The sequence below is a fragment of the Bradyrhizobium sp. 26S5 genome (assembly GCF_036923295.1).
In the GTDB taxonomy this organism is placed as follows: domain Bacteria; phylum Pseudomonadota; class Alphaproteobacteria; order Rhizobiales; family Xanthobacteraceae; genus Bradyrhizobium; species Bradyrhizobium septentrionale.
In genome coordinates this window covers 5,092,210-5,115,551 of record NZ_CP145948.1, presented here as the reverse complement: position 1 = coordinate 5,115,551, position 23,342 = coordinate 5,092,210, and the positions used below count along the sequence as shown (strand labels likewise).

At 62.2% G+C, this 23,342-nt stretch carries 21 protein-coding genes, 1 tRNA gene and 1 pseudogene; 21 read left to right on the top strand and 2 right to left on the bottom strand.

Translation table 11 applies throughout. From position 1 onward, the window contains the following. The first annotated feature begins 292 nt into the window (after positions 1 to 292). The 6 genes from V5279_RS23715 (at position 293) to V5279_RS23690 (ending at position 10,424) form a co-directional block, all read left to right on the top strand. The gene (locus V5279_RS23715) at positions 293 to 1,771 is read left to right on the top strand and encodes an efflux transporter outer membrane subunit (RefSeq protein ID WP_156928878.1); all 1,479 of its coding nucleotides are present in this window, start codon (positions 293 to 295) and stop codon (positions 1,769 to 1,771) included. After that, complete coding sequence (locus V5279_RS23710) at positions 1,761 to 3,257, top strand: efflux RND transporter periplasmic adaptor subunit (protein WP_338688368.1); 1,497 nt, start codon at positions 1,761 to 1,763, stop codon at positions 3,255 to 3,257. Before V5279_RS23715 ends, V5279_RS23710 begins: the two co-directional genes overlap by 11 nt. 48 nt (positions 3,258 to 3,305) lie before the next feature. Continuing rightward, positions 3,306 to 6,434, top strand: coding sequence for an efflux RND transporter permease subunit (locus tag V5279_RS23705; protein ID WP_338688365.1), 3,129 nt, complete (start codon positions 3,306 to 3,308; stop codon positions 6,432 to 6,434). After that, positions 6,431 to 9,535 carry an efflux RND transporter permease subunit gene (locus tag V5279_RS23700; protein WP_338688363.1) on the top strand — a complete coding sequence of 1,035 codons (3,105 nt, stop codon included), beginning with the start codon at positions 6,431 to 6,433 and terminating at the stop codon, positions 9,533 to 9,535. The genes V5279_RS23705 and V5279_RS23700 overlap by 4 nt, the downstream gene beginning before the upstream one ends. A gap of 37 nt (positions 9,536 to 9,572) precedes the next feature. Next, complete coding sequence (locus V5279_RS23695) at positions 9,573 to 10,298, top strand: tRNA-uridine aminocarboxypropyltransferase (protein WP_338688360.1); 726 nt, start codon at positions 9,573 to 9,575, stop codon at positions 10,296 to 10,298. A 52-nt stretch (positions 10,299 to 10,350) separates the two neighbouring features. After that, positions 10,351 to 10,424 (top strand) — tRNA-Cys (locus V5279_RS23690). 76 nt (positions 10,425 to 10,500) lie between these two features. Here the strand turns inward: V5279_RS23690 and V5279_RS23685 are convergent. Both V5279_RS23685 and V5279_RS23680 read right to left on the bottom strand, forming a co-directional pair. Continuing rightward, positions 10,501 to 11,655 carry a site-specific integrase gene (locus tag V5279_RS23685; protein ID WP_338688357.1) on the bottom strand — a complete coding sequence of 385 codons (1,155 nt, stop codon included), beginning with the start codon at positions 11,653 to 11,655 and terminating at the stop codon, positions 10,501 to 10,503. Between the two features lie 75 nt (positions 11,656 to 11,730). After that, on the bottom strand, positions 11,731 to 12,222 hold the full coding sequence (locus V5279_RS23680) for a hypothetical protein (protein WP_334261646.1): 492 nt from the start codon (positions 12,220 to 12,222) through the stop codon (positions 11,731 to 11,733). A 200-nt stretch (positions 12,223 to 12,422) separates the two neighbouring features. Here V5279_RS23680 and V5279_RS23675 point away from each other — a divergent pair, with 200 nt between their 5' ends. The 15 genes and pseudogenes from V5279_RS23675 to V5279_RS23605 form a co-directional block, all read left to right on the top strand. Further along, positions 12,423 to 12,653 carry a helix-turn-helix domain-containing protein gene (locus tag V5279_RS23675; protein ID WP_165123696.1) on the top strand — a complete coding sequence of 77 codons (231 nt, stop codon included), beginning with the start codon at positions 12,423 to 12,425 and terminating at the stop codon, positions 12,651 to 12,653. A 645-nt stretch (positions 12,654 to 13,298) separates the two neighbouring features. Then, entirely contained in the window at positions 13,299 to 13,982 is a 684-nt protein-coding gene (locus tag V5279_RS23670) for a DnaA N-terminal domain-containing protein (protein WP_338688349.1), read from the top strand. Next, positions 13,979 to 14,272: a hypothetical protein gene (locus V5279_RS23665; protein ID WP_338688347.1), complete on the top strand. Its 294-nt coding sequence runs from the start codon at positions 13,979 to 13,981 to the stop codon at positions 14,270 to 14,272. The genes V5279_RS23670 and V5279_RS23665 overlap by 4 nt, the downstream gene beginning before the upstream one ends. 67 nt (positions 14,273 to 14,339) lie before the next feature. Then, positions 14,340 to 14,678 carry a hypothetical protein gene (locus V5279_RS23660; RefSeq protein ID WP_338688345.1) on the top strand — a complete coding sequence of 113 codons (339 nt, stop codon included), beginning with the start codon at positions 14,340 to 14,342 and terminating at the stop codon, positions 14,676 to 14,678. Between the two features lie 11 nt (positions 14,679 to 14,689). Then, positions 14,690 to 15,082 carry a hypothetical protein gene (locus V5279_RS23655; protein WP_338688343.1) on the top strand — a complete coding sequence of 131 codons (393 nt, stop codon included), beginning with the start codon at positions 14,690 to 14,692 and terminating at the stop codon, positions 15,080 to 15,082. Beyond that, positions 15,079 to 15,312: a hypothetical protein gene (locus V5279_RS23650; protein ID WP_338688341.1), complete on the top strand. Its 234-nt coding sequence runs from the start codon at positions 15,079 to 15,081 to the stop codon at positions 15,310 to 15,312. The genes V5279_RS23655 and V5279_RS23650 overlap by 4 nt, the downstream gene beginning before the upstream one ends. A gap of 132 nt (positions 15,313 to 15,444) precedes the next feature. After that, positions 15,445 to 15,732: a hypothetical protein gene (locus V5279_RS23645; RefSeq protein WP_338688339.1), complete on the top strand. Its 288-nt coding sequence runs from the start codon at positions 15,445 to 15,447 to the stop codon at positions 15,730 to 15,732. After that, the gene (locus V5279_RS23640; RefSeq protein ID WP_338688338.1) at positions 15,729 to 16,160 is read left to right on the top strand and encodes a hypothetical protein; all 432 of its coding nucleotides are present in this window, start codon (positions 15,729 to 15,731) and stop codon (positions 16,158 to 16,160) included. The genes V5279_RS23645 and V5279_RS23640 overlap by 4 nt, the downstream gene beginning before the upstream one ends. A 3-nt stretch (positions 16,161 to 16,163) precedes the next feature. Further along, positions 16,164 to 17,297, top strand: coding sequence for a hypothetical protein (locus tag V5279_RS23635; protein WP_338688335.1), 1,134 nt, complete (start codon positions 16,164 to 16,166; stop codon positions 17,295 to 17,297). A gap of 7 nt (positions 17,298 to 17,304) precedes the next feature. Further along, a complete protein-coding gene (locus V5279_RS23630) occupies positions 17,305 to 17,541 on the top strand; it encodes a hypothetical protein (RefSeq protein WP_338688333.1) in 237 nt (78 codons plus the stop codon). A gap of 604 nt (positions 17,542 to 18,145) precedes the next feature. Next, a complete protein-coding gene (locus V5279_RS23625; RefSeq protein ID WP_246709612.1) occupies positions 18,146 to 18,463 on the top strand; it encodes a phage terminase small subunit P27 family in 318 nt (105 codons plus the stop codon). After that, positions 18,417 to 20,234: a terminase large subunit gene (locus V5279_RS23620; RefSeq protein WP_338688323.1), complete on the top strand. Its 1,818-nt coding sequence runs from the start codon at positions 18,417 to 18,419 to the stop codon at positions 20,232 to 20,234. The genes V5279_RS23625 and V5279_RS23620 overlap by 47 nt, the downstream gene beginning before the upstream one ends. A 9-nt stretch (positions 20,235 to 20,243) precedes the next feature. Next, positions 20,244 to 20,654, top strand: a complete 411-nt coding sequence (locus V5279_RS23615; protein WP_338688321.1) for a hypothetical protein — start codon at positions 20,244 to 20,246, stop codon at positions 20,652 to 20,654. 1,038 nt (positions 20,655 to 21,692) lie between these two features. Beyond that, the gene (locus V5279_RS23610; RefSeq protein WP_338688318.1) at positions 21,693 to 22,247 is read left to right on the top strand and encodes a DUF3892 domain-containing protein; all 555 of its coding nucleotides are present in this window, start codon (positions 21,693 to 21,695) and stop codon (positions 22,245 to 22,247) included. Between the two features lie 202 nt (positions 22,248 to 22,449). After that, positions 22,450 to 22,767 (top strand): annotated as a pseudogene (locus V5279_RS23605) (helix-turn-helix domain-containing protein); the annotation flags it as partial. Between the last annotated feature and the right edge of the window lie 575 nt (positions 22,768 to 23,342).

Below are 23,342 nucleotides of genomic sequence, written 5' to 3'. Positions count from 1 at the left end.
ATCCCCATGAAATCTTTGTAAGAATCGTGACTTCCGGCACGGCTCCGAAATGTGCGAAAATGCCATAAAAATAGGGGAAAGTCGGCATTCGGGGTGGCCCCGAATCGCTTGCGATGCGACGTCGCGCGATCGTGACGGGGCTGTCCGCCCCATCGTCCCAAGGGTAGGATGGGACAGTCAGGTACCATTGGAAGCATGACCCCGTGAACGTCACCCAGATCATCGCTGAACGCGCCATTCGTGCGCCGCGGGCGAAGGCTGGCTGCGGCGGAGAACGGGTGTGACCCAGTCCATGTCGGTCACGGTGCCCGGAGGCCGGTTTGGCCTCGCCGTCCGCGCGCGACGGCTCGCGACCCGGTCGCTCCTCGCGCTCGGCCTGGTCGCGGGCTCGGCCGGCTGCATCCTGACCCAGGACATCCCCGATCCGGCGCTCGACGTCCCGCAGGGCTACAAGGCCGCGCGCCTCGGCCGGCCGGGGGACGCGCTGCCGACGCTCGACTGGTGGCGCGGCTTCCGCTCAAAGGAGCTGACACAGCTGATGGAGGAGGCGCAGACCGTCAATCTCGACATCGCGGCGGCAGTCGCGCGATTCCGCCAGGCCGACGCGCTGGCGCGGCAGGCCGGCGCGGCGCTTCTTCCGACCCTCAATCTCAACGGATCGGAAACCTACTCCCGCACCTCCGGCTCCAGCGCCAGTGGCCTCACCAATGGCGGGCGCGAGGTGGTGAATTACAGCGCCTCACTGAGCGCCAGCTACCAGCTCGACTTCTGGGGCCAGAACCGCGACGCCGCGCAAGCGGCGGAGGAGACCGCCGTCGCCAACCGGTTCGACCGCGAGGTGGTGGCGCTGACCACGCTGGCGAGCGTCGCCAACGCCTATTTCACGGTGCTCGCCAGCCAGGACCGGCTGCGCACGGCACAGCGCAACATCGCCAGCGCCGAGCGCATTCTCAACGCGATCAAGGAGCGTTTCAAGGCCGGCACCGGTTCCGACCTCGACGTCGCGCAGCAGGAAACTGTGCTCGCCAACCAGCGCGCGCTGGTGCCGCCACTGCGGCAGACGCTCGACCAGAGCATCAACGCGCTCGCGGTGCTGGTGTCGCGGCCGCCGGAAAGCGTGCGCGTCATCGGCGGCTCGCTCAACGCAGTAGGGATTCCGCGTGTCACGCCGGGATTGCCGTCGGAATTGCTGACCCAGCGACCGGACATCCGCAGGCAGGAGGCGCAACTCGCATCCGCCACCGCCAACGTCGGCAGCGCGCGGGCCCAGTTCTTTCCAAGCATCCAGCTGACCGGGCAAGGTGGCTATCAGAGCCAGGCGCTGGTCTCGCTATTCCAGCCGCATGCGGCGTTCTTCAACCTGGTCGGCGGCATGACCCAGCCGATCTTCGATGGCGGCCGGATCCTCGGCAATTTCGAGTACACCCAGGCCAAACAGGACGAGCTGCTGCAAACCTATCGCAAGACGGTGGTTCAGTCGTTCACCGACGTCGACAATGCGCTGGTTGCCATACGCGAGACCACGCGGCGGTTGCAGCTGCAGCGCGACGTGCTGTCGTCGTCGCGGCGCGCCTTCGACCTCGCCGAGCAGCAGCTCAAGGCCGGCACCGCCGACATCGTAACTGTGTTAAACACGCAGCTGACTCTGTTTCAGGCGGAAGATGCTTATTCCCAGGCCCAGCTGGCCCGGCTATTGGCGATCGTGAGTCTGTACCAGGCATTGGGGGGCGGCTGGGAACCGAAGATGGAAAGACCGGTCGATGCTCTTTAAGCCCGACTCGACGGACCACGAGAAAAGCACGGCGCCGCGCAAGCGGGGCCTCCTCTCGCGCCTGCTCGGGCGCATGGTGTCGCTGCTCATCACGCTCGTGATCCTGGGCGGGCTCGGCTATCTCGGCTGGCTCGCCTTCCAGCCCAAGCAAAACGGTGGCGGCGGGCGTGGCGCCAACGGGCGGCCCGATCTGCCGGTGCCGGTGCTTGCGGCGACGCCGCATGTGCAGGATGTGCCGGTCTATCTCGACGGCGTCGGCTCGGTGAAGGCGCTGAACACCGTCACGGTGCGCTCGCAGGTCGACGGCAAGCTGCTCAAGGTGAATTTCGTCGAGGGCCAGGACGTCAAGAAGGACGACGTGCTGGGCGAGATCGATCCCGCGATCTATCAGGCGCAATACGACCAGGCCGTCGCCAAGAAGGCACAGGACGTAGCCCTGCATGCCAACCAGAAGCTCGACCTCGCGCGCTATGAACAGCTCGCCGCCAGCAATGCCGGCTCCAAGCAGCAGGCCGACACGCAGCGCGCGCTGGTGGCGCAGCAGGAGGCGCTGATCAAGGCCGACCAGGCCGCGATCGACAATACGGGGGCGACGCTGGGCTACACCAAGATCGTCGCGCCGATCTCCGGCCGCGCCGGCCTGCGCCAGGTCGACCAGGGCAACATCATCCACGCCTCCGACACCATCGGGCTCGTGATCCTGACCCAGCTGCAGCCGATCGCGGTGTGGTTCAGCCTGCCGCAGCAGCAGATCATGCGGGTGAACGCCGCCGCCGCGAAGGGCCAGCTTGCGGTCGACGTGTTCGGCAATGACGGCGTCACCGTGATCGATACCGGCAAGTTGACCGGCATCGACAACCAGGTCGATCCGACCACCGGCACGCTAAAGCTGAAGGCCGAATTCCCCAACGCCAGCTACCAGCTGTGGCCCGGCCAGTTCGTCAATGTGCGTCTCAAGGTCGAGACGCTGCCGCAGGCCATCGTGGTGCCGACCTCGGCGGTGCAGCGCGGTCCTGCCGGCACGTTCAGTTACGTGATCGGCGAGGGCGACATTGTCACCGCCAAGCCGGTCACGGTCACCCAGCAGAACGAGCATGAAGCGGTCATCGCGAGCGGCCTGACCACATCGGACCGCGTCGTGACGACGGGGTTTGCCAATCTCGCCGACGGTGCGAAGGTCGTGGTCGGCAAGGATGACGCGGCGCCGACCGCCGATCTCGCGCCGCGCAAGCGCAGCCGCAATCCCGACGGCAAGCGCGGCGGCCAAGGTGGGGCGCAAGGCGGCACCCAGGGAGGCGGAGCGCAAGGCGAAGCTCTGGGCAAGGACCAGGGCAAGGACGGCAAGCGGGACTGGCAAGGCAAGAACGGCGAGCATCGCGGTCGGCACGAGCACAGCGAAGGCGATCAGAAGGGGCAGGCCGGACCGGCGCCTGCGCCGGCGGCAGGGGGCGAACAGTCGGGCGGCGCACCGAAAGCGCAGCCATGACCGGCATCCTGACCTCGTAATGTCCGACCTTACAGCGAGTACGCAACCATGAGCGTCTCCGAACCGTTCATCCGCCGGCCGATCGCCACCTCGCTGCTCGGCATCGCCCTGATGATCGGCGGCGCGCTCGGCTACTGGGCGCTGCCGGTTTCCGCGCTGCCGCAGGTCGACTTCCCGACCGTGCAGGTGTCGACGCAATTGCCCGGCGCGAGCCCCGACGTGGTGGCGTCGCTGATCACGGCGCCGCTGGAGCGGCAGCTCGGCCAGATCCCGTCGCTGTCGTCGATGAACTCGACCAGTTCGTTCGGCGTCAGCCAGATATCGCTGCAGTTCGATCTCAACCGCGATATCGACGGCGCCACGCAGGATGTGCAAGCCGCGATCAATGCCGCCGCCGGCATCCTGCCGAAGACGCTGCCGTATCCGCCTGTTTACGCCAAGGTGAACCCGGCGGATGCGCCGGTCATGACCCTGGCGCTGACCTCGGAGACGACCTCGCTGCGGGCGATGAGCGATCTCGCCGATACCATCCTCGGGCAGCGGCTGAGCCAGATTTCCGGCGTCGGCAGGGTCTCGATCCTCGGCGGCCTGAAGCCGGCGGTGCGCGTGCAGGCCGATCTGGCCCGGCTGGCGGCCTACGGCATCGCGATGGAGGATCTGCGCAACGCAATCGCCGGCGCCAACGTGTCGGGGCCGAAGGGATCGCTCGACGGCGCCCAGCAATCCTACACCATCGCCGCCAACGACCAGATCGCGGCCGCCGACGCCTACCGGCCGATCATCATCGCCTATCGCAACGGCTCGCCGGTCACCATCGGTGACGTCGCCCAGATCGTCGACGGGCTCGAGAACGACCGCACCGGCGGCTGGTACCAGGGCACGCCGGCCGTCATCATCGACATCCAGCGCCAGCCCGGCGCCAACGTCATCGACGTCGTCAAGCAGATCCGCGCCGAAATTCCGCGGCTGCAGCGGTCGGTCCCTGCCGGCGTCAAGCTGACCATCGTCTCCGACCGCACCGTGACGATCCGCGCCTCGGTCCACGACGTGCAGTTCACTCTGATCCTGAGCGTGGTGCTGGTAACGCTGGTGGTGCTGTTGTTCCTGCGGTCGCTGCGCGCGACCCTGATCGCCGGCGTCGCGCTGCCGCTGTCGCTGATCACGAGCTTCGGCGTCATGTATTTCGCAGGCTTCAGCCTCGACAATCTGTCGCTGATGGCTTTGACCATCGGAACCGGCTTCGTGGTCGACGACGCCATCGTGATGATCGAGAACATCGTCCGCCACATGGAAAACGGCGAGACGGTGATGGAGGCCTCGCTGAAGGGCGCCAGCGAGATCGGCTTCACCGTGATCTCGCTGACGGTGTCGCTGATCGCAGTGTTCATCCCGCTGCTGTTCATGTCCGGCCTGGTCGGCCGCATGTTCCGCGAATTCGCGCTGACCTTGACGATCGCGGTCGTGACCTCGGCGATCGTCTCGCTGACGCTGACGCCGATGATGTGCTCGCGGCTGCTCAAGAACATTCATGAGGAGATGGCGGTCCCGGGCCTTGCCGCGGTCAGCCGCTTCATCGACCGGATGGTGGAGTTCTATCATCGCACGCTGCTCTGGGTGCTGCAGCGCCAGCGCGCGACGCTCTTGGTGACGTTCGCGACGATCGCGCTGACCCTGATCATGTATGTGCTGGCGCCGAAGGGTTTCCTGCCGCTGCAGGACACTTCCTCGATCACGGCGGTGACCGAGGCGGGGCCCGACGTCTCGTTTGCCGAGATGCAGCGGCGGCAGACCGGTGTCTCCGACCTCATCAAGGCCGACCCGGACGTGGTCGGCGTGGTCTCGGTGATCGGCTCGGGCTCGGTCAATCCGACCACCAATGTCGGCCGGCTGGTGATGACGCTGAAGCCGCTCGACGAGCGGCGTGACGGCGTCGTCAAGGTGATCGAGCGCCTCAAGCAGAGGGTCGCGACGGTGCCCGGCATGACCGTCTACTTCCAGCCGGTGCAGGACGTGCAGATCTCGACCCAATCGAGCCGCTCGCAATACCAGTACACGCTGACCGCGACGGATGCCGCCGAAGTCTCGCAATGGGCGCAGAAACTGGTGGCCGAGATGCGGCGCGACCCGATCTTCCGCGACGTCTCGTCGGAGGCGCAGGAGGGCGGCTTGCGCGCGGCGCTGGACGTCAATCGCCAGCGCGCCGGCCAGCTCGGCGTCAATCTGCAGGGCGTCACCGACACGCTGAACGACGCCTTTGCGCAGCGGCAGATCTCGACGATTTACGGTCAGGCCAACCAGTACCGCGTGGTGCTCGAGGCGCTGCCGATGTACCAGCGCGACCCGTCGATCCTCGACAAGCTCTATCTGCCCGGCGCCGCCGGCGCGCAGGTGCCGCTGTCGGCGGTGGCAACCCTGATCAGGACCACGGCGCCGCTCGCGATCTCGCACCAGGCGCAATTCCCGTCGGTCTCGCTCAGCTTCAACCTGGCGCCGGGCGAGGCGCTTGGCGACGCGGTCGAGGCGGTGAAGGCGATCGAGACCCGGATCGGGATGCCCGGCAGCATCGTCGGCATCTATTCCGGCGACGCCGCCGAATTCGCCCGCTCGCTTGCCGGACAGCCGTGGCTGATCCTGGCCGCGATCATCACGATCTACATCGTGCTCGGCGTGCTCTACGAGAGCTACATCCATCCGATCACCATCCTGTCGACGCTGCCCTCGGCCGGCGTCGGCGCCATCCTCGCCCTGATGCTGTGTGGGCAGGACCTCTCGGTAATCGGCCTGATCGGCATCATCCTGTTGATGGGCATCGTCAAGAAGAACGCGATCATGATGATCGACTTCGCGCTCGAGGCCGAACGTCACAAGGGGATGTCGTCCTATGACGCGATCGTGCAGGCCTGCCTGCTGCGCTTCCGGCCGATCATGATGACGACGCTAGCGGCGCTGTTCGGCGCGCTGCCACTCGCGATCGAAAGCGGCACCGGTGCCGAGCTGCGCTTTCCGCTCGGCATCTCGATCATCGGCGGCCTTCTGCTGAGCCAGCTGCTGACGCTCTACACCACGCCGGTGATCTATCTCGCGCTCGACCGGCTCAATCGCCGGATCGAGCGGGCCGTGCCGGAGGCAGGTCCCAGCGGGCCGCCGATCGCGGGCGCCACCGAGGGCATGCAGTGATCTCGATCTCCGAGCCCTTCATTCGCAGGCCGGTGGGCACCACGCTGCTTGCGATCGGGCTGTTTTTGGTCGGGATCGTCGCCTACCAGTTCCTGCCGGTGTCGTCGGTGCCGAATGTCGACTTCCCGACCATCCGGGTGTCGGCGTCGAGGCCCGGGGCCGATCCGTCGGTGATGGCCGCGACCGTCGCCGCGCCGCTGGAGCGCAAGCTCGGCACCATCTCGGGCGTCGACCAGATCACCTCGACCAGCTCGCTCGGCACCACCAGCATCCAGGTGCAGTTCTCGATCGGCCGCAACATCGACCGCGCCGCGCGCGACGTGCAGGCCGCGATCAACGCCTCGCTCGCCGATCTGCCGAGCGACCTGCCGTCGCTGCCGAAATTCCGCAAGGCCAATCCGGCCGCGGCGCCGGTGTTCGTGCTGGCACTGACCTCGCAGACGATCTCGACCAGCGCGATGTACGACGTCGCCGATACCGTACTGGCGCAGCGCATCTCGCAGGTGCCGGGGGTCGGCGAGGTGACGGTCAGCGGCGCCGACCAGCCGGCGGTGCGCATCGCGCTCAATCCGGTGTCGCTGGCCAACGCCGGGATCGCGACCGACGACGTCCGGCTCGCGATCATCAATGCCAATCCACTCGGCCCCGTCGGTATCTTCAATGGCGACCGGCTGAGCGAGACGCTGTCGATCAACAAGCAGATGCGCACCGCGGCCGAATTCCGCGACATCGTCATCAAGAGCTCGAACGGCAATTTCGTCCGCCTCTCTGATGTCGCCGAGGTCGAGGACTCCGTCCGCAACGCGCGCTCGATCGCCTGGTTCAACAAGCAGCCGGCCGTGCTGATCCAGATCACCAAGCAGGGTGACGCCAACGTCATCGACACCGTCGACAATGTTCGCAAGCTGCTGCCGGAACTGAAGCAATGGATCCCGGCCGGGGTCGAGATCTCGACGCTGGTCGACCGCACCGGAACCATCCGCGCCAGCGTCGAGGACATGCAGTTCACACTGCTGGCGACTATCGTGCTCGTGATGGTCGTAGTGTTCGTGTTCCTGCGCCGCCTGGTGCCGACGATCGCCGCCGGCGTCTCGGTTCCGCTGGCGCTGGCCGGCACCTGCGCCGGGATGTGGCTCGCCGGATTTTCGATCGACAATCTGTCGCTGATGGCGCTCGCGATCTCGGTCGGCTTCGTGGTCGACGACGCCATCGTCATGATCGAGAACATGTACCGCAATCTCGAGCAGGGCATGGCGCCGTATCCGGCCGCGGTCGAGGGCGCCAAGCAGATCGGCTTCACGGTGCTGTCGATCTCGCTGTCGCTGGTCGCGGCCTTCACGCCGCTGATCTTCATGGACGGGATTGTCGGCCGGCTGCTGCGGGAATTCTCGCTGACGCTGGTGTTTGCGATCGCGGTCTCGACCGTAGTGTCGCTGACGGTCACGCCGATGATCTGCGCGCACTACATCAAGGAGGCGACCTCGGATCACGCCACCTGGTACGACCGCGCCATCGAAGGCACGCTGTCCCGGGTCGTGGCGTTCTACACCTGGACGCTGCGGAGTGTGCTCGGATACCCCTGGCTGACGATGGTGGTGTTCGCTGCTACCGTCGCGCTGACGGTGGTGCTCTACGTCAAGACACCGAAGGCCTATTTCCCGACCGACGACAGCGGCTTTGTCATCGGCTCGACGCGCGCATCCGCCGATATCTCGTTTCAGGCGATGCTCTTGCTGCAACAGCGGCTTGCCGACATCGTGATGGCCGATCCCGCGGTGGCCGGCATCGGCTCGTCGGTCGGCTCCGGCGGCGGGCCGGGCGGCGCCACCTCCAACCGCGGCACCATGTTCATCAGCCTGAAGCCGCCGGAGGAGCGCGGCGGGCTTTCGACCACGCAGGTGATCGACCGGCTGCGCCGCAATTTGTTCATGGTGCCGGGCATCCGCCTGTTCATGTTCGCCGCCCAGGATATCCGCACCGGCGGCCGGCAGAGCGATTCCGACTACCAGTACACGCTCGCCTCGACCGATCTCGATCTGTTGCAGAAATGGGCGCCGATCGTCGCCAAGCGGATGGAGACGGTGGAGAGCATCACCGACGTCTCCTCCGACCGCGATCCCGGCGGCCTGCAGCTCAACCTCGTGATCGACCGCAAGACCGCTTCCAGCCTCGGCGTCCGCGTGCAGGACATCGACAACGCGCTCAACAACGCCTTCTCGCAGCGGCAGATCTCGTACATCTACACCCAGCGCAACCAGTACATGGTGGTGCTCGAGATCGATCCGAGATTCCAGAGCGACCCGTCGAACCTCGATCGCATCTATGTCGCGGGCGCCAATGACGTGCAGGTGCCGCTGTCGGCGCTGGTGCACTACGAGCGCGGTCTGTCGGCTCTCGCGGTGTTTCACTCCGGCGGCTTCCCCTCGACCACGGTGTCGTTCAACCTGCTGCCGGACGTGCCGCTAGAGGTCGCGACCACCAACATCCAGCAGGCGGTCAACGAGCTGCATATGCCGGAAGGCATCCGCGGCAGCTTTGACGGCAATGCCGGCGACTTCAACAAGACCAGCGGGCGCCAGCCGCTGCTGATTCTGGGCGCGCTGGTCGCGATGTATATCGTGCTCGGCGTGCTCTATGAGAGCCTGGCCCATCCGATCACGATCATCTCGACCTTGCCGTCGGCCGGTCTCGGCGCCTTGCTGGCGCTGCAGGTGACCAACACGCCGCTGACGGTGATCGCCTTCGTCGGCATCATCCTGTTGATCGGCATCGTCAAGAAGAACGGCATCATGATGGTCGACTTCGCGCTCGAGGCCGAGCGGCATCAGGGCCTGTCGTCGCGGGATGCGATCTTCGAGGCCTGCCGGGCGCGCTTCCGCCCCATCCTGATGACGACGATGGCGGCGCTGTTCGCCGGCATTCCGCTTGTCATTGCGACCGGCCCGGGCACCGAACTGCGCCGGCCGCTCGGCATCACCATCATCGGCGGCCTGTTCGTGTCGCAGATCCTGACCCTCTACACCACGCCGGTGATCTATCTCCTGATCGACCGCCTGCGCCGGCGCCCGGCGCCGTCAGGCGTGCACGCGCCAGCGGAATAGGTTGAATTGAACGGCTCCGCGCGCGTATAGCGAAGCGATGTCCGAACCAACCGAAGCAAAGACCGAGATTGCCGCCGAGATCGAGGATTGCCCGCATTGCGGCAAGCCAAAGCCGCTCTGCATCTGCGACAGCGTCACGCCGATCGAAAGCCGCATTCAGCTCCTGATCCTGCAGCATCCGCAGGAGCAGGACAGGGCGCTCGGCACCGCGCGGCTGACGGCGCGGCATTTCAAGAACGCCGTGGTCCGGATCGGGCTGTCCTGGCCGAGCCTGTCAAAGGCGCTCGGTCGGCCGGTGGCCGATCCGTCGCGCTGGGCCGTGCTGTATCTCGGGTCGGCCAAGGTCGAGGATCTCGATACCGATGCCGAGATCGTCGCGATCAACCGCAAGGGCGAGCTTGAGCCGCATCAGCGCGCCATCCTGTCGGATATCGAGGGCATCGTGCTGCTTGACGGCACCTGGAGTCAGGCCAAGGCGCTGTGGTGGCGCAATGCCTGGATGCTGAAGTGCCAGCGGGTGATTCTCGGACCGAAACGGCCCTCGCGCTACGGCCAGCTGCGCCGGGAACCGCGGCGCGATGGCCTTGCGACCATCGAGGCGGCCGCGCTTCTGCTGGCGGGGCTGGAGAAGCGGCCGGATATTGCCGCAACGTTGTCTGGTAGTTTCGAGCGGATGCTCGCAAAATTCCGCGAAGTCCAGGCGGAAATGCCGGAATTGGCGCCAAAACCGAAGAAACGGGATTTCCGCAAGCGCCGACGCTAGCTTCCAGCTTGGTTGCCTATCTGAGAGAGGGCGTATATGAAGCGCCGCGTGGGGCCACGTGGCGGAGTGGTGACGCAACGGTCTGCAAAACCGTGTACACCGGTTCAATTCCGGTCGTGGCCTCCAACAATTTCAAATGCTTAGCCTATAGCCAAAAATTCATTGCCACCGGATTGCCACCGGTAGGGTAGCAAATCTGTTCTCACTCTGTGCCGCGAATCTTGGCGAACGTTGCTTCCATAATGTCGGCAGCGCGCGTGTCCGTGTTCGAGAACATGTGGCTGTAAACGTTCAACGTGATCGCTGGGGAGGCGTGCCCGATTCGCCGGCTAATCGTCAGAACGTCGAGCCCGGCCGCTATCAGCTGCGAGACGTGGGTATGGCGGAGACCATGCAGGGTGCAATCGATGTTTAGCGCGTCCATGGCTGCCGCAAAATCGTGGCTTAGCCGGCTAGGGGACCGGAACTCACCGTTCCATCCGGCAAACACTGGGCTGTCATCAGGCGCGCGGCCCATTCCAAGAGCCAGCCGGCGCTCATCCTGCCGGGCCCTATGGGAGCGCAGCTCAGCCGCCAACCACGGGGAAACTGTCACGCTGCGCCTGCCGTTCTTTGTCTTGGGCGACTTGACCCTGAGGGATCCCTTCGTCTGCTCCAGCGACCGTTCGATCCGCACTACGTTCTTTTGAAAGTTCACATCTCCCCAGCGAATAGCCAGTGCCTCGCCACGACGCGCCCCGGTTCCGAGAAGAAATGACACGATCGGGCGAAGCGTGCGGCCTTCAAGGTGACGCAGAATCGCGCCGATCTGGTCCTCTGTAAGGATCTTGATCTCCTCGTCAGGTACCGGCGGTGGCGCAACGAGGGACGCAACATTTTGCGACACGACGCCCCAGGTAGCGGCGTGACCAAGCGCACGATGCAGAACGCGGTGAACATGTCCGACCGAGCGAGCCGAAAGAGCAGCGCCGTCCTGGCCGCCTGAGCGCAGTAGGGTGGAATAAACCTCATTCAGGTGAACCGCGCGTAGCTTTTGAATGCGAACCGCGCCGATGCGCGGCCTGACGTATAACCGCAATAGCTGGCGATATCTCTCAAGCGTCTTCGGTCCAACATTGGCAGTTGCCCAGTCGCGCTCCCATCTCTCGATAAATTCTGCCACCGTCGATTTTGATGGGTCGACGCCTTCCCCCGCGGCATTTTGAGCGACTAAGCGAGCAAGCTCGAGCTCAGCCGCGCGCTTGGTCCCCTTGAACGCCACATATCGAATGCGACGCTTGCCCGTGAGCGGATCGGCGCCGAGCTCAAACTTAATTTCCCACGAGGATCCGCCGCGGCGTCTGACGTGTCCGGTCATTGCCCTCTCGCTTTCTCAAAGGCGCGCGGAATGACGCGCTCGATAGCTGCCTCAAACTTAGTTCGCAGGCCGGTTTCACGGCACCACCTTTCGCGTCGCGGTGGCCACAAGATCTGTAAAATTCAGGGCATCAGCGGCTCGAGGAAAATTGCGGAGCGGGTGGCCGGCTGGCCAGTCGGATCCGTATTCATCTCCGCGCTCCTTGAGGCGATTGACTATCCAAAAGAAGATTTGACGCGCGTGCTCATCTGCAGAGCGGAATAGCGGATGATGCTCCTCACCAGAACTTTCTTCAGGCGTCGGGGCCAGCAAGTCGATGATGGCGGGGATTGCAAGCTTAAGGGCTCGCGTCGTGGACGCGTCATTGCGCCAGGTTCGATCGTTCCATCCCGCCGCGTTTGCTGCTTGCGCCACGATAAACCCCAGCGCGTTATTGGCGGCATCGTCACCATTCTCAATATCGTTAAGCGCCGAGCGCAGCAGGCGCTCCGCGGTTTTGGACATCGACTTACCATTGCAAGCTTGTTTGATCCTCGCTTCGAGATCGCGGTCAATCCTTACAAGCATGGCGACGCGGTCACCTTCCGCTTTTCGCCCTGAGCCTGGTCGTTTACCGCCACGAGCCATGAATTGCGCCTTTTGAAAAATGATACACAACCATATCTAATTTGATACTTATATGTAGCGGGCGCTATCGTCAACAGCTATTTGGGACGTAGCGGCAGCAAGCGTCCATTTTCAACCCCGCCGCATATCAAGAGCGAGATATGGCAACTCCGAACGATAAGGCTTCGCAGCGCGATACGATCGAACATCTGCTGACGAAAAATGCGGTGGTCCGGCCCGACGACCTCGTTGCTACGGGCGCATTCGGAGCACGGAATAGCGTCTATGACGCCTGCAGGGCGGGTGAAATCACCTGCTTCCGTCAGGGCAAGATGATCCTCATTCCGACGGCGCCCCTCCGTAAGTTGCTGGGTATCGAGGAGGTGGCGTGATGATGGGGCGCAGCGCGAGATCGCGCGGGTCGGCGCTCCGACGCAATCCGATCTACGCGGCCGACATTCGCCAACTTCGCGGCGTCGTGACCGTGCGCTCGCTATCCGATCGGTGCACTGGGGAAACGGTCTTTCGGGTCTCCCATGTTTCGGGTGGCGGTGACATCGCGTTTACGTCGACCCCGATCGCACAGGAGGATTGCGCGGCAGCAGCTGCCCGCGTTCTCGGTGAATTCGTTCAAGGGGAGGTCAAGCTTGCCCCCTGAAGAACGAAACCCCGCCGAGGTTGGCGGGGTTCGCATCGCGAATTTTGATCTGCTTGGCGGCGATCAACCTGAAGATAGCGAAGCAGCCTCACGACTGCAACAGCAGCGGCGTATAAGCCGGCGGTTTTTTGTTGCACCCGAAACGGCAGCGACGATTGCGCGCCTTTGCTATGGACCGGCCCAATGTTGAACTTGGATTGGTTCGCATTAAGGGAAACTATGGCGCCGGAAGTCTTCCGCGGCGGGACCGGCGATCTTGTGATCGTCCAAGAGATACCGAGCTTAGAGCGCGGCGAACGATATCTCCGGATCCGGATCCCAATGGCGGAGGCAGAGGCGCTAGCCGATGCCATTCTGGCGGTAGCTCGGGAGGCTGCCGATGGCTGACCAGCAGACAGCCCACAAACTCTGGTGCCTAGACCGGATCCTGCGCGACCAGCGGGCTACACATCTGGATTTCCGGTTGGCCTACTACATCGCCAGCGTTACCGATCGCGCCACGGGTGAGGCTCGGTTCAAGCAGAGCAGCGCCGCTGAGGCGCTGGGCGTGACCAGGCGCGCCGTTCAACTGTCGTCCGAGCGGCTGAGGGTTTTGGGGCATATCGACATCAGTTTCACACCTGGCCGTAAGCACTTGAACGGCTATCGGCTATGCATGGAAAAGGCGAACGTGGATTCGCCTATTGATGCCAAAAAAGGCGAACGGCGAGACGAGAAAAGGCGAACGGCCAGCACAGAAAAGGCGAACCGCCATTCGCACCAATCTTCCCTTGTTTCTATCCCTTGTTTAATCCCTTCGCGCGCGCGCGAGCCGAGCGCCCTTGACGGGCTCGGCCCGCTCGGCGCGGCCATCCGCGATCGGATCGGCTCAGACAATTTCAGATCCTGGTTCGATGGCGCCAGCATTGGTGACGCCACCGAGGAGGCGGTGACACTGGAACTGCCGACCAAGTTCAAGGCCAGCATGATCGAGAGCAGGTACGCCGACGAGGTGCTGGCCTGCTTGCAAGCTCAACAGTCTTCCATCGAACGTGTTCGCTTTGTCGCGAGGCGCGCGGCATGAGCGAAACCGGCAGCCCGCCGATCGCCCGTTCGGCTCCCAGAACTCCTGCCGAGCGAATGCGGACTTACCGCGCGAACAAGAAGGCGGCCCGCGCGCGCGAGGAAGCCGGGCGATGCATCATTACCGCGCAGGTCGATGGCGTCGTCCGTAAATTCGAGATCAACAAGGGAGATCTTGCGGATGGCTTCGTCGAACGGCGGATCCTGAAACAGTGGGATAGCGAAGACTCGAGGGCAATAGCGTTCGCCTTGGAGCAGGAGCTCAAGAGAGCGATCGACGGCTGTTCGTAACGCGCGCGTAACGCGAGCCGCAATGTTGATTTGCTAAACCGGCACCAACACATTCGAGGAGACAAAAATGGTGCCGATCGTCAGAATTTTCGGGGCAAGCACCCGTCAAAAGCGCGGTGTCGTCAGCATCGCGCCCACCGATGCGGATATCTGGGGCCTCGAGATTAGACTCGGGAAAGCCCTGGCCCGCAATGACTTCGGCAGTGCGAGCCATCTTCGTGACGAAATCGCCAAGGTCAGATCGCTGGCGCCTCGAAAGGGTAGCTCACGAAGTTTCACGAAGGTGGATCTCATCGATCTCAAAATCGCGCGGGCATATCTCGCAGGCGAGATCGAGAATGCCAGATTTTTTATCGGCGAGCGAGCAAAGCAAAGTCTGATCGACATCCAGAACCGTCGCTCTTGAGGTTTCGCAATATGGACGTCAACCACCCTTTGGATACGCCGCCTCCCGGTTGGAGGCCGAATTCCGAGTATGCGGACCGTGTCCGCAAGGCCATGTCTCCGGCTGCGTTGAAGAGCGCGGTTACTTGGGATGAGCTGTTAGACGTGCTGGGCATAGTCATCGAGGGGAACGCGAAGGTAGCCGATCGAATTGCGGTGCTTCAGCAAAAGATCATCGAGCTTAAAGAGCGCCCGCCTGTTCCTTGGGAAGGACCGTGGGATCCTCAGAAGCAATTCACGCGGCATTCATTCTGCAGCGACCGTGGCGCCATGTGGTACGCCATGGCTGATTCCAAAGGCGTGCGTCCTGGGTCTGGTGAGGGAGTTTGGCGCCTTTGCGTTAAAGCAGGAAAGGATGCCAGATGAAAGTTCAGGACATGGCATTCGCTAGCGCGTTCATGCGATTGAGCCTTGCCGTACTCGATCGCGGCGGACCGTACCTGCCGACCGTGGAAGCCACGCTCTGCGAAGACGGCCGCACCGTGATGTTGGATGCGCCCGACGGTCAGGGACATTGGGTGACGGCGTCATACGAACTTGACCAGCTGACCAGCCAAGCGGACTTCGATGCCTACCGGCGCGAGGTGTTCGGTTGACCAACGGAACGCCCCCGGGGGGTGCCAGCCGAAAATCGGACCGACTTAGGGCCTACACCGCATGGGGTGGCACTGGGGGACTGTGCGCGCGCCGATGGAATTTCCCAGAAACCCCACTAAGAGCAGAAATCGATGACCAAGAAGCGAGCTTACAAAGCTAAAGGCAAGGGTGGTCGACCGACGCGCAGCGCGGCGAGCAAGCGGGCTTTAGCTGGGGTCAATCTGTCGGCAGTCGACCCGCGATCGGTCCTGCGCCAGATCGCGGCGGACGCGTCAGCGCCAGCATCGGCGCGCGTTCAAGCCGCAAGAGCATTGATCGCCGATGACCGACGCAACAATGAAGCACCGCCAGAAGCCGACACAGCCCTTGATGCCGTTTCGCGCGGCGCCCTGCGGATTTTGAATGGGGGCAAGGCATGACCAACGACAACGACGAAATTCCGATCGTTGAAACGTACCGTGGTGTCGGTTTGCATGACCAGCAGTCGGAAGAGCGGCTGGCGGTGGTACGTCGCGCGCTGGACCGGGTATTTGATCAGCACGATTTCGAGCGGCTCTTTGAGATCGCCCGAGACGTTACTTGGCCTCCTGAAGCTCGGCTGTTCGCCGCAGCGAAACTGGAAGCCGCGTTCGAGATAGCGGTCGATGAGCGCCGCGAGCGTCCTCCGATCGATTTATTGCGGGTCGGGGCGGCCGTGCCGGGTCTGAGTTCGCAAAGGTGGCGAGACCCGTGGAGCTATTGTTCGTTGCTCGATCCCGGGCCGAGACCTGGTCAACCCGGGGCTGTGAAGCGAGAGCGCGATCTAACCGACCTGCGACATGCACAGCGCCTCACGAACAAGGACTAGATTATGAGCTTAGTTGCACTCGACGGAACGCCGCTCACCATCATGGGGTGTCCGCTTCGGCGCTTCGTGCCGAATTGCTCCTCGCTGACGGGCAATGCGATCAGCGCAGCCAATGATTCCCTGATCATGATTGGCTACATCTTCACGGAAGATGGCGCCTCGCATACGATCGACACGACCGGCTCATCTTCCTTCGGTTGGAGATGCGGGCCAAGCCTTACTTTCGCTAACGCCGGCACTACGGTTAAGGTGGGGCTGGCCGCTGTGGATACAGCCAACGGGCCTCCGGTTCGGGCGGTAAATGTTGCCAACGCAATCACGTTTGACGTCGCCGCCGTTTTCACTGGGGGCGGAGGAGGCATCACGGGGAGCGCTTGGCAGACCAGCGTTCCGACGACTGGAACTAAGACAGTCGCAAATGGCGACTTCCTGGCGTTTGCTATCCAGATGACAGCGAAGGGCGGCTCGGATTCGCTCCAGGTTCAGTGCGCCAGCCAGGGCGGCATTGTTGGCGTTATGCCGACCGTTACGACTGGCTCGTCCTATTCAAACACCACACAGCTCCCGAACGCGGTCATCACCTTCTCGGACGGCGTTCGCGGTTACTTTTACGGCGGGTATGTCGCGAGCTCCTCGACGACGCAGACGTGGTCTAGCGCGGACACCACAAAGGAATACGGAAATCTTATCCAGTTGCCAGTTCCTGCGAAGGCGTATGGCGTCGTCTTCAACGCGGCTCTGTTTGGCAACACGGATGCGATCCTCTATTCCGATCCGCTCGGGACGCCGTCGGCCCAGAAGACGGTATCCATCGATCTCAATACGATTGGTGTGGCATCGGCCGGGCCAATTGTCGTGCTGTTTCCGTCACCTTACTCGATGAGCGCGAACACGCCTTATGCGGCCATATTGAAGCCGACGACCTCCACGTCAATTCAGGCTGACTTCAAAACGTACGCCTCATCGGCCCATCAGTCGTCAGAGAGCGGTAGCAACGGGTATGCGATCAATCGCAACACGGGTGCCTTTGCCGCGCAGAACTCTTCGAAAGATCGGTTCGGCATAGGCCTTCTGGTCGGCGCCTTCGATAGTGGTGGGGGCGGAGGCAGTTTCTCTGTCGGCGTGATTGGGTGTTGAAATGGTCATGAAATCCAACGCCATTTGGGTCGCGGGAAACTGGGGAGTTGGACTGGTGACAGGTAGCCCGACCCATCCAGGGCTCAGCGAAGACGGTTCAGCTAAGCCTACTGTTCTTCAGTTTCAGTTCGACGACCGTGATCCGATCGTCCTCGCGATCGTGGCGAAAGAGGCGGTGGCAATCGCGCGGTCGATACTAGACCAGTATGAGAACCCGCCGCCTTCGCCAGATCGTTACAGCTGAAGGCAACAATGAGCACAACAGCAAGCCAGGCCCGGCCATGGGTTAGCTGGTATTGGTCCGCGCGGTGGCGAGCTATTCGCGCTGCGCAACTGAAGGCAGAGCCCTGGTGTAAGTTCTGCCTTGATGCAGGCGAGCGCGTGCGCGCGACGGTGTGCGACCACGTCGAGAGGCACAACGGCGACCAGGTTCGCTTCTGGTCTGGGCCATTCCAAAGCCTATGCGAGCCACACCACAACGCGTCGAAGCAGCGCGCCGAGCGACGCGGCTACAGCAGCGCGGTCGATGAGTCGGGCTGGCCCACGGATGAGCGTCACCCTGCGAACAGCGGTCGAGCGGGCCAAGCCCAGCTGGCGCGACACCGGGGGGTAAGCGGGGAAAGCCAAGCCGATGGACCCGGCATCGCTCGGGGGCACTTATACGCACGGCCGCGAAACTGGAAGGACTTTTGTGGGTGAAAGGTAGAAGGCCAGCTCCGACACACTTAAAACTGGTAAAAGGCAATCCAGGTAAGCGCCCGCTGAACTCGAGGGAGCCGAAAGCGAGGCGTTCGCGGCCGTCTGCGCCGCTGCACCTCAGCGACAAAGCCCGTGAGACATGGGGCTACGTGACTGGGCTTCTGGACCGCATGGGGGTGCTCACGGAGGCCGACGGCGTCGCGCTGGAAATGCTTTGCGAAGCCTATGCGGACTTCCTTGCTGCTCGAGCGGAGCTTAAGTCGATCGGTAGCGACTATTACACCACGGAAACGGCCGGCGGGGACACTATGCACCGTGTGCATCCCGCAGTCGCGCAGCGAAACGACGCTGATCGGCGCATTCGTGCATGGCTGGCAGAATTTGGCATGACGCCAAGTGCCAGAGCGAGAGTTAAAGCAGATGGACAAACCGAAGAAGATCCGGCGGCCTCCTACTTCGAGGCCTGATCCCGCGACCGCCTACGCGATGGCCGTCATCGCCGGCAAGGTCGTAGCCGGGCCTCATGTCCGCGCGGCCTGCAAGCGCCACTTGCAGGATCTGGAGACGGCGGAAGCGCGTGGCTTGGTGTGGGATCCCGCCGCCGTCAAGCGGGTCGTAGGATACTTCAGGGACATCCTTACGGTGGAGATCGAGGACACGGCTGACGACGGCGCGGTGACCAGTCGCGCCGTGCCGTTTGTCCTCCAGCCCTGGCAAACTTTCATCGTCGGCTCGCTGTTCGGTTGGAAGCGTTCGGATGGTCTACGGCGTTTCCGGCGCGCCTATGTCGAGGCGGGGAAAGGATCTGGCAAGTCGCCGCTGGCTGCAGGCGTCGGACACTACATGCTAACCGCACTTGGTAAGCTGCGTGCCGAGATCTACAGCGCCGCAACGGACAAAGATCAGGCCGCCATTTTGTTCCGGGACGCTGTCGCCATGTGGCAGCGCTCGCCGCAGCTCAACAGGCGGCTGCTGCCGTCAGGCGTGAACCCTGTGTGGCAACTGACCGATACCGCCCGATCTTCATTTTACAAGCCGATCAGCAGTGACAAGCGTGGCAAGAGCGGGATCCGGCCCTTCTGTGCATTGGTGGACGAGATCCACGAACACCCCAATAATGAAGTTATCGAAATGCTGAGAGCCGGCACCAAGGGCAATCAGGACGCGCTAATCTTCGAGATCACGAACTCGGGTTTTGACCGGAAATCGGTGTGCTTCTCGGAGCATGAGTATTCGATCCGCGTCGCGCACGGAGAGGCAGAAAACGACGCGTGGTTCGCTTATGTCTGTGCGCTGGACGAGGGCGACGACCCGTTCGAAGATGAGGCATGCTGGCCTAAGGCAAACCCCACTCTGGGTGTCACCATTCAGCCGCAATTTATCCGCGAGCAGGTCAACGAAGCCAAGGGTATGCCGTCCAAAGAGGCAATGGTTCGGCGCCTTCATTTCTGTGAGTGGACGGACAGCGTGACAGCCGCCTTTTCGCGCGGCGCGCTCGAGCTAGTTTTCGGTGAGGTCGACGCAGATGCTCTGACGGAGCGCGGATATCCATGTTTCGGCGGCCTCGATCTCTCCCGGGCGAACGACTTAACAGCGTTCACGCTGACTTGGTTGCTCGATAAGACGGTCGACAAGTGGCGCTTCGCGTCCCGAACCTGGTTTTGGACCCCGAAAGACACGCTACATGATCGCGCCAAGGCGGACCGGGCGCCATATGCGTCATGGGTCGATAAGCAATTCATGGAAGCCGTGCCCGGTCGGCGAATTGGCTACGGCTGGGTCGCAGACGCGCTCGGCGCGATTTGTGCCAAGTATCAGCCGGTTTCCATCGGATGCGACCAGTACGGCCTTGAAAACCTTCGCGAGCAAATGACCGACCGCGGACTCTCACTGCCGTGTGTCGTGCATCCCCAGGGCTTTCAGAAGCGCGTCGTCTCGGAGACAAAAGGAAAAACCGAGACCGGTGCGGATGAAATCTATTTATGGATGCCGGACTCGATCAACAAACTAGAGGCCGCAATTATCGAGGAGCGCATCGTCATCGAGAAGAACCCAGCAATGACAATGTGTCTCGCCGGGGTCATCTACGAATCCAACCGAACTGGCCACCGCATGTTCGCCAAGGATAAGGCGACCAACCGCATTGACGGCGCTGTAAGTCTAGCAATGTCGATCGGCATCGCGACATGCAGCGGCGGTGAGAAGAAGCCTAAAAAGTATCAAATGATTTTTATGTAGGAGATCGCAATGAAAACGTTTTGGCTATCCGCAAACCTGGAGGGGGCATCACTCCAGACACTCGTGAAGTCCGATATGATTGACGATCTGGTATCGGGCTGGAACGAGGCTGCGGAAAAGGTGAGCGAGAAGAACGGTGATCCTGACCTGAGGGGCGTGACGAAGGATTTCATCATTTCGGCGCTAAAAAAGGGAGCGCACCGCACGGACCAGGATGTTGGATATCTAGTGGCGCAAGCGCTTCTGTGGTTTGCGGTCAAAGGCGAGATGGGCGAACGGTTACTGCCATTTATGCGGGAGGGCGGACCGAACATGAAGGTCCACACCGATATCACCTGCCTCGAAGGCAATTTCTACAATTTCCGCACCACTGCAGATGAGAAGACATCTGCTGCGATGACACCTCTAGGCTTGGTCTGATTTCCGCTTCACCTGCACGGTCCACCTTAAACGAATTGGTGCAGGGATTTCCCTTTCTGCGACCCTTAGGACTCCCCTCATTGGCGGGCAGATCCTCGGGGAGGTATTCGCGACAGCGCCATATCGCGTCGAGCTGACCTGCTGCTGGACGAGGTTCATAGCCGTGAGCGCCAGCCCAAATTGCCGCACGCGGTCCAAGTCGACATCTTTATCCCAGGTCAAACGCTTAGTGAGATAATCAGCATCTACGCGAACCTGTTCGACTAACTTTCGGGATGGCTGGCTCCGTAACAGTTTGCGCCTGAGCACTCGAACTCGCGATCAAAACTAGAACGGCCAATGATGGCGCGCATCGCATTCAGAACTCCGTCAAGACCTGAACAACAGCAGCGGACTCGGGAATTCACGCTAGCCAAACAACAGGGCCAAAGTGAGCTGGCGACCGAGCGAAGCCCGGCGTTTCGGACCCCTGGCTTGAAGGATGTAGGAGCACGCGCCTGGTGCCGACCGCGATCCGGTCGGCCGGCTGCCCCCCTAGAGTAGGTAGGAGCCCGATCCAATGTTGATGCAGTAACGTCAGCCGCCGTTAGCCTTTCGGGCCGGACTCCCGTGGAGCATCAGGAATCTATCGATGTCTGAAAAGACTACTACTAACTTGCTCGCCGCAGTTAAGAGGCGCATTGCCCAGATCGAAGGTATGACACTAGTCGAGATTCAACGGGTCATGATGGTTGTATGTCCGAGCGGTCTGCTGGCAGGATGACGGCATGTGAGGGCAATGCGTTGCGACACTCGCTGAACAAACGGGTCAGCATTCTCGGACGAGACCTTGTCGCGACGCGGGAGAGCTAAAGCGACAGTGAGAGGCCGCGATCCTAAAGAAAGAACTCGCGGCATGCAGTTAGGACACAAACACAGGAGTGGTACCCGCTGGTCGGGATAATAATGACGCACGTCGGGCCATAAGGCTGCTCCGCTTGGCTGATTGGGGATTTGCTGGATGCCGTTCTGCCCGCTGGAGACGAATAGGAGTGAGCCATGACTCGCCGCATTACCTGCATTACCGGGCTGCCTAACCATCAAGACCGCCATCGGCGTATTCAAGCAGTCGGTGGTTCAGGATGGCAAGACTCGGAAGAAACAGCCATTGCAAACGTCAAACGCGACAAAAGCGCTTATGAGGTCACTGAGCAGGGCAAGACGGTCAAGGTGATCGTCGAAGAACAAGATGGTCGCGAGTATCTCAAGACCGAGAACGATCGTTTTCTTCCCGACATCATCAAAGGAACTGATCCAATGGCGACAGAAGCGGAAATCGAAAGGCTGAGACTTGTAAATGACCTGGGACGCTACGGCCTAAAAGGCACGCTCTATGGCACATGGGCTGCGCTTACAGCGGTCGTCATCATCGCCCTTGCTCAAATGATAACGGGCAAGACGGTGGTAGACGGCTGGGCATTCACCGCGCTTGTGTTCATCATAGTGCTTCCCATCTCCGCTTTCGGAGCGTTCGTGTTCAACAGGGCCTTCTCGATGGAGGCCACATTATCCGGTATTAGCTCCTTCAAAACTAAAACAGCGGGTGACGCTTAATAACTTGCGGCGCCCCGGTGACCAGGCAAGCAAAGCTCGATGTGGCTTTACCGTAGTCCTACGGGCGCAAGGTCGTGAACCTGTGTTCGACAAGCCGGGCTGGCGACACTAGAGCGGGATGGGTCTAGCTTGAATCGATTTGGGATTCCCAAATCGGAAGGCTTCTGATTCAACATGCTGGCTGGGAAGGAGGCCAGCATGGATGGGACGAACCTATTCGGACGACCTTCGTGAGCGGGTGGTGAGAGCTGTCATCAAAGGTGGCCTGTCGCGGCATCAGGCAGCGGCTCAATTTGGGGTGGGCATCAGCACGGCGATCAACTGGGTACAGCGCTTCCACGAGACCGGTAGCGTCAAGCCAGACCAGATCGGGGGCTATCGGCCAAAGAAGATTGCGGGGCCGCACCGCGAATGGCTGATGCAACGGTGCCGAAACGATTTTACCGTGCGCGGGCTGGTGGCCGAACTCGCTGAGCGTGGCCTGAAGGTCGATTACCGCACGATGTGGGAGTTCGTCCACGCCCCGTGCCGCCGGCGCCCGTTGACTGTAGACGTCCCATAATTGCGGATGATTTACCCAGGAAGCAATCCCATTGGCCTCGATCATCGGGTCGAGAACGAATAGCCATGCCCCGGGGCCAATGCGGCCGCCCTATAGCCGAGCGCAATCTGGGGTTTCACCGTGGGTGAACGAAGGTTTTCGAGATGACGTAAGCCTGATGTCAGCTGGAAATGTTTAGATACACAAATACTCCAACGGCCCCGGTTTCGTACCGCTCTGGGGCCGTTTTTTTTGATGGTCGCGGCAAATGGGAAAGACCCCGCCACGCCGCGCTGGGCATCCAGCACAACCTCCAGAACCATGAGGGGAAAGGCGTGGAGCGGGTTGGCGAGGCCAGCCCGGCTAGGTGGGGTGCGCGGCGGCGATCAGGGTGAGACTCCAGCGACAATCAAGGTGAGACTGCGCCGATGGGGACGGACCGAAGGGAGGGCGCAGCCCGACCGGAGGACCGTCCCCATCGGCGTCGCGCGTTTTTGGACCCGTCTGGCGGCCGGGTGCGGCTGGTGCAAGCTGTTGGTTCGTCTCGACAAGAG

Coding starts and splice junctions, on each gene's coding strand:
- V5279_RS23715 (WP_156928878.1), top strand. CDS start 293: ATGTCGGTCACGGTGCCCGGAGGCCGGTTTGGCCTCGCCGTCCGCGCG.
- V5279_RS23710 (WP_338688368.1), top strand. CDS start 1,761: ATGCTCTTTAAGCCCGACTCGACGGACCACGAGAAAAGCACGGCGCCG.
- V5279_RS23705 (WP_338688365.1), top strand. CDS start 3,306: ATGAGCGTCTCCGAACCGTTCATCCGCCGGCCGATCGCCACCTCGCTG.
- V5279_RS23695 (WP_338688360.1), top strand. CDS start 9,573: ATGTCCGAACCAACCGAAGCAAAGACCGAGATTGCCGCCGAGATCGAG.
- V5279_RS23685 (WP_338688357.1), bottom strand. CDS start 11,655: ATGACCGGACACGTCAGACGCCGCGGCGGATCCTCGTGGGAAATTAAG.
- V5279_RS23680 (WP_334261646.1), bottom strand. CDS start 12,222: ATGCTTGTAAGGATTGACCGCGATCTCGAAGCGAGGATCAAACAAGCT.
- V5279_RS23675 (WP_165123696.1), top strand. CDS start 12,423: ATGGCAACTCCGAACGATAAGGCTTCGCAGCGCGATACGATCGAACAT.
- V5279_RS23670 (WP_338688349.1), top strand. CDS start 13,299: ATGGCTGACCAGCAGACAGCCCACAAACTCTGGTGCCTAGACCGGATC.
- V5279_RS23665 (WP_338688347.1), top strand. CDS start 13,979: ATGAGCGAAACCGGCAGCCCGCCGATCGCCCGTTCGGCTCCCAGAACT.
- V5279_RS23660 (WP_338688345.1), top strand. CDS start 14,340: ATGGTGCCGATCGTCAGAATTTTCGGGGCAAGCACCCGTCAAAAGCGC.
- V5279_RS23655 (WP_338688343.1), top strand. CDS start 14,690: ATGGACGTCAACCACCCTTTGGATACGCCGCCTCCCGGTTGGAGGCCG.
- V5279_RS23650 (WP_338688341.1), top strand. CDS start 15,079: ATGAAAGTTCAGGACATGGCATTCGCTAGCGCGTTCATGCGATTGAGC.
- V5279_RS23645 (WP_338688339.1), top strand. CDS start 15,445: ATGACCAAGAAGCGAGCTTACAAAGCTAAAGGCAAGGGTGGTCGACCG.
- V5279_RS23640 (WP_338688338.1), top strand. CDS start 15,729: ATGACCAACGACAACGACGAAATTCCGATCGTTGAAACGTACCGTGGT.
- V5279_RS23635 (WP_338688335.1), top strand. CDS start 16,164: ATGAGCTTAGTTGCACTCGACGGAACGCCGCTCACCATCATGGGGTGT.
- V5279_RS23630 (WP_338688333.1), top strand. CDS start 17,305: ATGAAATCCAACGCCATTTGGGTCGCGGGAAACTGGGGAGTTGGACTG.
- V5279_RS23620 (WP_338688323.1), top strand. CDS start 18,417: ATGGACAAACCGAAGAAGATCCGGCGGCCTCCTACTTCGAGGCCTGAT.
- V5279_RS23615 (WP_338688321.1), top strand. CDS start 20,244: ATGAAAACGTTTTGGCTATCCGCAAACCTGGAGGGGGCATCACTCCAG.
- V5279_RS23610 (WP_338688318.1), top strand. CDS start 21,693: ATGACTCGCCGCATTACCTGCATTACCGGGCTGCCTAACCATCAAGAC.